Origin of the sequence: Natronincola ferrireducens, from assembly GCF_900100845.1 — a bacterium.
Lineage (GTDB): Bacteria > Bacillota > Clostridia > Peptostreptococcales > Natronincolaceae > Natronincola_B > Natronincola_B ferrireducens.
The window spans coordinates 174,079-182,454 of sequence record NZ_FNFP01000005.1 but is presented as its reverse complement, the minus strand read 5'-3'; the positions used below and the strand labels follow the sequence as shown (position 1 = coordinate 182,454).

Genomic DNA, 8,376 nt, shown 5'->3' with positions numbered 1-8,376 from the left:
ATTATAACATACAAGCAATTTTTTTAAAAATTTGATTATATGGAATAAACAAGTGTTAACAGGGTTTACAAAAAAATAGAACTGATATCCTCAGTTCTATTTACATATCCTCCCATATGCTCCCATTAAAACAATGGTTTAATTTGATAGGTAACTTGATTGTCTACTATATTAAATTCAATATAGTGGGATCCCCTACCAGTAGTGCTACTATAATTTCCGGTTCCTATGTACCTAACCCCTTCTATTAAATCTACCTTTGGTCCACTATTGCCTCCATAGAGAACAAATACGTTTTTGTTATTTTCAGCTGTCTTGGTTAAGGTTTCCTTCAACAAATTGGCTTCCATTGCGTCGGCAAATCCACTTGTCTCAAAAACTGGTCTAGGAAGAACAATAAATACATTTTTCTTGCTTGTATTATTTAGTTGCTTCATTAGCCAAGGCCATTGTTCAAAATTCCTTTGTCTTAATCCTCCCCCTCTGTTGTCTAGGTAAAGAATTAAATTATCTCCTTCTTCCTTTGCAGCATATCCTGAAGATGCAACAACATAGGGTTTCTTTAATCCATTTACAATACCTCCATCAACGCCACTGGTGAAAATAGACAGTTCATAATTTTTATTAATGGTTTCCTGTAATCTATTGGTCACTGTTTGATTAATAGGGTTTCCTTTATCTGCAAAGGTAACACCACTATGGACAAAGAATTGTGTGCCTTTTTGTACATAAGGTGTATTTAGGCCGTCCTTCAAGGTCTCCCTTTGCACCCCTCCATTGGTGGCTGCACCATGGATAGCTTCTAATTCATCAAATAGAAGTTTACCCTGGGTTTTGTTATTTCCATTTGTCTCTACTACATAAATTCTCTCTACTTCAATGGGAGCTGGAATATTTTGAGGAATACTTGCCTCTAGGTACTTCCATCCCGTCCAATCAATTCCATTTTTAAAATCAATTGTATGTCTTGTTCCTGCCGCATCCTTGATATGTCCTCTTATCCACCCTGAAGTATTTTCAAAGGCATGGACCCATACACCAAGCTTCATCGTTCTATTTGGCAATACAATGTCTCCCTTTCCAAATTCAATGTATGCAGCCCTGGTAGCTTCCGTCTGAGTAAAGTCGTATTCCAATCTTAAGGCTTTATCCCCTACTCTTCCATTGGCATCCAGCGTAACCCTACCTTTTACTAAATCTGTTGGATACCCAGTAAACTTATGATTATAGTTTCCTAAACCTCCTAGGGAAGTTTTATTGTAACCAATAGCAACAGGAATCTCTGCTGTTTTCCCTCCAAAGGTAGCTATTAAAGTAGTACTGCCGTCTTTACTGCCAGCTGTATAAACTCCATTTTTAAAGGTTCCTAGGTTCCCTTCATCCTTCCACACAACGTCATTTGCATTGATAGTAGTGCTATATCCTTTTTTGTCCACACCTACAAGTTTTGGGGTGATACTTTGCCCATAGGTTAATTGGAGTTGTTCAGGTGTGACCTTTAAAAGAGCTAATTCCTCCAACACCCTTAGTTCAACCTCTGTCTTTTTTCCTAAATAGTCTACTTCTATAATAGTAAGTCCGGATTTTTTAGGAACAAATTTAGTTCCTTGAAAATCTCCTTCTCCTTTTTTAAGACTAAACTTTAGATTTCCAGCATCCACCACGAGGGGATTATAGTTTTTATCAAAGGCTTTTACGGTAATATCTCTAGAAACCCCCACAAAGCTACGATCCTCATTTATCTCAGCCTTGATTCCTTGTAACTCAGTAATAGGAGCCTGATTCACAACGGCTAAACCATTGATAATCCTTCTCTCAACACCTTCTGAAGGGTGATTAGTAACTTGAGGGTTAAAATCTCCTAATCCTCTAGTAATCATAGTGGTAGATCCTCCACCATCCATTAAAATAGCTTCAGAGCTGCCTAATTCTAACATAAGGCTGGCTAAACGTCTTCCATCCATCCCTTTAAAGGAGTTATGTCTTCCATCTATTGTTACTAAGATCAACTGCTTTCTATCTTTTGTAATGCCAACAGCCGTTCTAGGATGGTTACCTCCTACATTTTGTGTAAAGGTAGCTACTGCCTGCCCATTTTTTACTAATAAAGTTCCTCCACCTAAAGCCAGTTTGATATCATCTAAGTTGTTTTGTGCTATATTTGTATGTACTGTTACTCCATCTCCTACTTTGAAGTTATCGTACAGTAGCTTTGCATTCCCTTGAGAAGCTAATAATACATATCCATTTTCAGGGATGCTGGTGGAGGGTTGCTTTCTCCTAACCTCTACTACTTCATCTTCAACAACAATTACTTCTACCATATCATAATGTTTTGGATTATAGCCTGGTGTTTGATTGCCCCAATTTTTATCAATCAACATAATAGCTTGGTACTCATGGGTATATTTATTAATGGTGGTGATAGGCACCCGTTTACCCTTGTCGGTTGTTACATGAATTTCATACTTCCAATAATCAGCAAAGGCTTTATCGCTTTGATTAATAAATAGGGTGGCAAAATCATGAACAAATATAGGACTGCTGATAACCTCTCCGTCCTTAACCATAGCCCCTAAAGGGGAATCTGGATTGGTTAAATAAAAGAAATCTCCATTAATTGCAGCTACTACATTATCTTTTTCCTTTACCATGGTGGATAATGTTTCTTTTGTGGAAACCCCCTTAGAGCTTTGGAGTAAATCCAATTCAACTTCTTGGTTTCCTAGATCCACATAGACAACATTGGCATTTAGCCATCCGTCCTTGTCAAATCTTACAATATGTTTGTAGTTTACTCCAGTGGCAAGAACTTCTTTATTTAACTTTTCGTAAACAATAGTATCTACAGCAAAAGCACTAGAAATAGTACTGGAAAAAACAACCGTAACGATCCCTATTGTTGATAATGCCTTTCTTAATTTTTTCATATGTATATCTCCTCCTAATGATTAAAACCTAAAATTCCTTTAAGTAATTAGTAAATTTATCCACTAATGCTAATTTTATTATATACTACCAATATTAGAATACAATTACAGATACATTACAATTCTGTAAAGTTATGTAATCAACTTGTTTTAAAATTAGCAATAACATCCTTCTTTACATTGTTGAAAAAGCCATGAATTATACCAAATAACTTAGATTGTCATTGACCATAGGGAAGAATCTTTTATTTCCAAAAAAAATTTCTTTCTACAACCTAATCTATATTTGAAAACTATGTGCAATGTGGATAATTTATAAATTTCTATAAACTGAAAAGAGAGCAGGATTTATCCCGCTCTCTTAATAATGTACTTGTAAATCAATTTTTTGTGGCAGTTCTGTTAAATTGGTTTTAACTACAATATAGGGATAGGTGATAACCTGGGGTACTAAGTCATCTGGATTAGGATCTTTAAATAGTGCATGGATCACTAGCTTAGGTCCTTCTTCCTCCTTTAATAGCTGTATCTTTTCTATATCTACCCCATAGCCTCCTGTCAGTTTTTCTCCCCTAGTGACGATAACATAGATTTCTTCATCTACCTTAGCCGCCAATGCTCTTTCCAGCATTTTGTATCTAGGTAATATCTCTTGTATTTTGACAGGAACTTGACTCTCTTCTAATACCTGATAGCCCACCTCTTGATCACCCCTTGACATGAACTTAGGAACCAATCTTATTGCCACTACTACTAGTATGATAATTATAATAATGGTAATAAATAATTTCCAGTTTATCTTAGGTAATTTTGGAAATCTAAATTTACTTCTCATATTTTCCCTCCTTATTGCCGCCATAATGATAGGCAGTCTATATAACTATGTGTATTCGGGGAAAATAAGTTTTATTCAACAGGACAAGTCAAAAAGTCCAAAAGAAATAGCGATGAAAAACATCGCTATTTCTTCTTGATTATATCTAATACTGCCTCTAGGATGTGATCTTTTGTTAGGCCATATTTTTCAAGGAGTTCTTGAGGCTTACCGGATTCTCCAAAGGTATCTTGAGTACCAATTCTCTTTAGTGGCACAGGATGATTTTCTCCTATTACCTCTGCTACCGCTGAGCCCAAGCCTCCAATAACATTATGTTCCTCTACTGTTACAATAGCTCCAGTTTCTTTAGCAGCCTTTGTAATAATGGTTTCATCTATTGGTTTAATTGTATGTATATTGATTACCCTCACAGACAATCCTTTGGCTTCCAGTTCTTCACTAGCAGCTAGTGCTTCGGTTACCATAATGCCAGTGGCAACAATCGTTACATCCTTACCATCTTTTAATAGGACCCCTTTACCAATTTCAAACTGATAGTTATTTTCATCATTAATAATAGGAACTCCAGCTCTTCCCAGTCTAACGTAGACGGGTCCTTCTACTTCACTTATAGCATGAATAGCTGCCTTGGCTTCCACAGCGTCAGCAGGAACAATTACCGTCATATTAGGTATCACCCTCATACAAGCGATATCTTCTAAGGCTTGATGGGATGCCCCATCTTCACCTACGGTTAATCCAGCATGGGTTGCACATATCTTTACATTTAAATTCGGATAGCCAATAGAGTTACGAATAATCTCAAAGGCCCTTCCTGTAGCAAACATAGCAAATGTACTGGCAAAAGGAATTTTTCCTGTTGTCGCCAAACCCGCTGCTGTACCAACCATATTTTGTTCAGCAATACCCATATTAAAAAAACGTTCTGGGAAATGCTTGCCAAATCCTGCGGTTTTTGTGGATTTAGATAGATCTGCATCCAAAACCACTACTTTAGGATTTTTCTTACCCACCTCTATTAAAGCTTCACCATAGGCTTCTCTTGTGGCTATTTTTTTACTCATTAGCTTCACCTCCCAGCTCCTTTAATGCTTTTTCTTTATCTTCTGCCTTTGGAGCATTACCATGCCAATCCACTGAATTTTCCATAAAGGAAACACCCTTGCCTTTAATGGTATGGGCAATAATCATAGTTGGCTTTCCTTTTATATTTTTAGCTTCTTCAAGGGCAGCTATAATTTCACCAAAGGAATGACCATTTATTTCCACAACATGCCATCCAAAAGCCTTGAACTTGTCAGCAACAGGTTCTACACCCATTACTTCTGAATTTAGACCATCAATTTGGAGCTTATTAAAATCTAAAAAGGCTGTTAAATTGTCTAGTTTATAATGGGCTGCTGCCATAGTAGCTTCCCAAACAATTCCCTCTTGTAGCTCTCCATCACCTAAAAGAGTATAAACACGATAATCTTTATTATCCATCTTGCCACCTATCGCCATTCCGCATGAAGCAGAAAAGCCTTGGCCCAGGGAGCCTGTAGACATTTCTATTCCTGGAGTACCCTTCATATCAGGATGACCCTGAAGCATAGCATTTAATTTTCTTAAACCATATAACTCTTCCTTAGGAAAAAAACCTTTTTCTGCTAAGGCAGCATATAATACAGGAGCAGCATGACCCTTAGATAAAACAAATCGATCTCTTTCTTCCCATTTAGGATTTTTAACATCCACCTTCATTTCATGGAAATATAAAACTGTTAAAATATCCGCTGCCGACAAAGAACCTCCTGGATGGCCGGATTCTGCTTCATAAAGCATCTCTATAATATGCTTTCTTATACTGTTGGCTTTTAACTCTAACAACTCATAATCAATATGCAAATTCTTTCCCTCCTCTACTTTTTTACCTCTTTAAAGCCTTCTCCTACTACTTCATGGATAGTAGTTACCATTATAAAGGCTTTTTCATCAACTTCATAAACAACTTTCTTTAGTTTTGCCACTTGTACACGATTTACTACACATAACAAAACTTCTTTTTTGTTTCCAGTATAAAGACCCCTGCCCTCCAACGCCGTTACTCCTCTACCTATTTCCTGCATAATTCTTTGGCCAATTTCCTCTGAATCCTTAGAAATAATATAGAAGGCTTTAGCATAACTTAAATCCTCCACAATAAAATCTGCTAGCTTTACGATAATATATAGTGCAATAATTGAATACAGGGAGGTTTCTATATTTCTCTGTACCAATCCAGCTATTGCCACAACTACTAAGTCCAGCATCATCATCAGCTTAGCAGTACTGATATTAGGAAAAAATCTGTTTAAAATTGCTCCAGCTAAATCTGTACCTCCTGTTGTACCACCAAATCGAAAAACTGCCCCTAATCCAACCCCTAAAAGCACTCCCCCATAAATGGTAGCTAACAGTATATCATGGGTAATCATCGCTCCTTCTCCAAAATAAATTAGAAATAAACGAATAAATGCCGATAGCATCACAATAGCATAGAAAGTTTTTATGCCAAATGCCTTACCTAATACCATTAACCCTCCTATAAAAAGAGGAATATTGATAGCAAGGTTTGTAACATCAATGGGTATTCCTGCTAATTCTTCAATGACAATGGCCAACCCGGTTACCCCTCCCGGAGCAATAGTGTTGGGCTTTAAAAAAAAATTAAGGCTAATTGCCATTAAGGCACATCCCAGGGTAATTCCTACATATTCTATAATAACATTATGTTTTTTGCTGCTCAAGTAAAATCCCTCCAAAAACTACAACTGCTTAAAAACTACTCGAATTAAAAACTTAGGCAAAGCTGCCATTCTTTTTATCCTCCAAGGCTCCTTCACCAATCTATAAAACCATTCTAACCCAACCTTCTGAAAAACTAGGGGAGCTCTTTTGACTGTTCCAGCATAAACATCTATACTACCTCCCACCCCCATAGCTAACCTGCAGTTTAATTTTTCTTTATGTTTATCAATCCACTTTTCTTGTTTTGGAGCCCCTAAACAGACAAAAAGAACATCAGCCCCAGACCCGTTAATATCCTCAACAATTTCAGGTTCATCTTCTTCTTTAAAATATCCATGATGAAATCCTGCAATCTTAATGCCTCTATATTTCTCCTCAATATTTTTAGAAGCAATTTCAGCAACTCCAGGTTTACTTCCTAAAAAATAAATAGACTTTCCCTTTGCGCCACAATAGCTCAAAAGCCTATCCATTGTGTCTACACCTGTAACCCGCTCCTTTAAACCTAATCCTTTCATTTTAGAGGCAATGATTAATCCAATACCATCAGGAAGAACCAAATCAGCCTCCTGTAGAATTCGTAAAAGCTCTTGATCCTCCTGTGCTACCATTACAATTTCTGGGTTGGGCGTATATACTTTTTTTAAAGTGTTCCCTTCTAAAAATAACTTTAGTTGGTTTAATGCCTCCCCCTGTGTGGTAGCGTCAATAGGTACATCTAATATCTTAACTTGATTTCTCATTTGTTTTCTCCCTCTTCTATAAACCTTTTAAAAACCTCCACATTTGCTTCTGTTTTTTTGTATAAATTTTTTTTTGCTTCCTTTAACTGTTGAATGTAGTCTTCTCGATGTTCTAAAACAGCATCAATGGTAGCCCATAAATGAATCATATCTAAATTTTCCACATCGCCTCCATTTTTTTGATTCACCAGCTTTAGAAAATTTTTAATCTTGGTATCATACTCCAAACCCACCATAGGCACTTCAGCGATAGCAGAAAAGATGAGGGAGTGAAGTCGCATCCCTATCAAAAGATTTAGCTTACTTAATAGTCCTATAATTTCTCTAGGGGTATATTTTTGTGTAATTATTTTGGGCTGATTTTTCATCATGCCAGCAATTTCTATAGAAGTATGAACATCACTAGGAAACTGCATTGGAATAAAGACAACTTCATAATTCCTACCCATCAAATAATCTGCGGTTTGTGCAATTGTTTCTTTGTAATTTTTCTGACCTTTCCAATCCCTTGCTGAGATTCCTATCCACTTCTTATCTAAATCCATTTCCTCTTTTAGAACAATCTCACGAATTTTATCTTCACTTATTGCTTCTAAACCCAGTGCAACATCGGCAGTTACAATGATATCTTTTTTTACTCCTAAATATTGCATAAATTCCTTTGATTGATAATCTCTAACGGTTATAGCATCTACTTGATTAATAATATATTGTACAAATTTTTTATTTACATACCTTTTAATGGGTCCAAAGCCATTTCCATAAAACATTACTTTTTTCCCCATCTGTTTTGCTGCAAAAATGATGGCTAAATAATAAAGCAAAGATCTACTGCTGGTTACATCCTGTAAAATAGAGCCGCCCCCACTAATCACTACATCAGCTTCTTTGATGGCTTTTATTACATCCTTGAAATGATTTCTACTAACAGCAGAAATTTTATGTTTTTTTTCCGTATCCTTTGCATTGTAGCTGAGGGCTGTTAATCTAGCATCAGGCTTTGCTTTTCTTATTTGTTCTATAATTGCTTCTAATATTGCTTCATCACCTGTATTGTCAAACCCATAATAGCCAAATAAAAATATATTCCTCATTT

7 protein-coding genes are annotated in these 8,376 nt (G+C 36.3%); all 7 read right to left on the bottom strand.

The features are described 5' to 3' along the window. Positions 1–125: 125 nt before the first annotated feature. The 7 genes from BLS22_RS15690 to csaB all read right to left on the bottom strand — a co-directional run bounded on the left by BLS22_RS15690 (position 126) and on the right by csaB (position 8,374). Positions 126–2,930, bottom strand: coding sequence for a phosphodiester glycosidase family protein (locus BLS22_RS15690; protein WP_090553902.1), 2,805 nt, complete (start codon positions 2,928–2,930; stop codon positions 126–128). Positions 2,931–3,291: 361 nt separating this feature from the next. Further along, positions 3,292–3,765 (bottom strand): protease complex subunit PrcB family protein, encoded by a 474-nt coding sequence (locus tag BLS22_RS11480; RefSeq protein ID WP_090553901.1) that lies wholly within the window; start codon positions 3,763–3,765, stop codon positions 3,292–3,294. Positions 3,766–3,890: 125 nt separating this feature from the next. Continuing rightward, entirely contained in the window at positions 3,891–4,832 is a 942-nt protein-coding gene (locus tag BLS22_RS11475; RefSeq protein WP_090553900.1) for a transketolase family protein, read from the bottom strand. Continuing rightward, entirely contained in the window at positions 4,825–5,649 is an 825-nt protein-coding gene (locus BLS22_RS11470; protein WP_090553911.1) for a transketolase, read from the bottom strand. The genes BLS22_RS11475 and BLS22_RS11470 overlap by 8 nt, the downstream gene beginning before the upstream one ends. Positions 5,650–5,669: 20 nt before the next feature. Continuing rightward, positions 5,670–6,536: a YitT family protein gene (locus tag BLS22_RS11465; RefSeq protein WP_090553899.1), complete on the bottom strand. Its 867-nt coding sequence runs from the start codon at positions 6,534–6,536 to the stop codon at positions 5,670–5,672. An 18-nt stretch (positions 6,537–6,554) separates the two neighbouring features. Further along, a complete protein-coding gene (locus BLS22_RS11460; RefSeq protein WP_090553898.1) occupies positions 6,555–7,280 on the bottom strand; it encodes a WecB/TagA/CpsF family glycosyltransferase in 726 nt (241 codons plus the stop codon). Beyond that, entirely contained in the window at positions 7,277–8,374 is a 1,098-nt protein-coding gene (csaB, locus tag BLS22_RS11455; RefSeq protein WP_090553897.1) for a polysaccharide pyruvyl transferase CsaB, read from the bottom strand. The genes BLS22_RS11460 and csaB overlap by 4 nt, the downstream gene beginning before the upstream one ends. Positions 8,375–8,376 lie beyond the last annotated feature (2 nt).

Coding starts and splice junctions, on each gene's coding strand:
- BLS22_RS15690 (WP_090553902.1), bottom strand. CDS start 2,930: ATGAAAAAATTAAGAAAGGCATTATCAACAATAGGGATCGTTACGGTT.
- BLS22_RS11480 (WP_090553901.1), bottom strand. CDS start 3,765: ATGAGAAGTAAATTTAGATTTCCAAAATTACCTAAGATAAACTGGAAA.
- BLS22_RS11475 (WP_090553900.1), bottom strand. CDS start 4,832: ATGAGTAAAAAAATAGCCACAAGAGAAGCCTATGGTGAAGCTTTAATA.
- BLS22_RS11460 (WP_090553898.1), bottom strand. CDS start 7,280: ATGAGAAATCAAGTTAAGATATTAGATGTACCTATTGACGCTACCACA.
- csaB (WP_090553897.1), bottom strand. CDS start 8,374: ATGAGGAATATATTTTTATTTGGCTATTATGGGTTTGACAATACAGGT.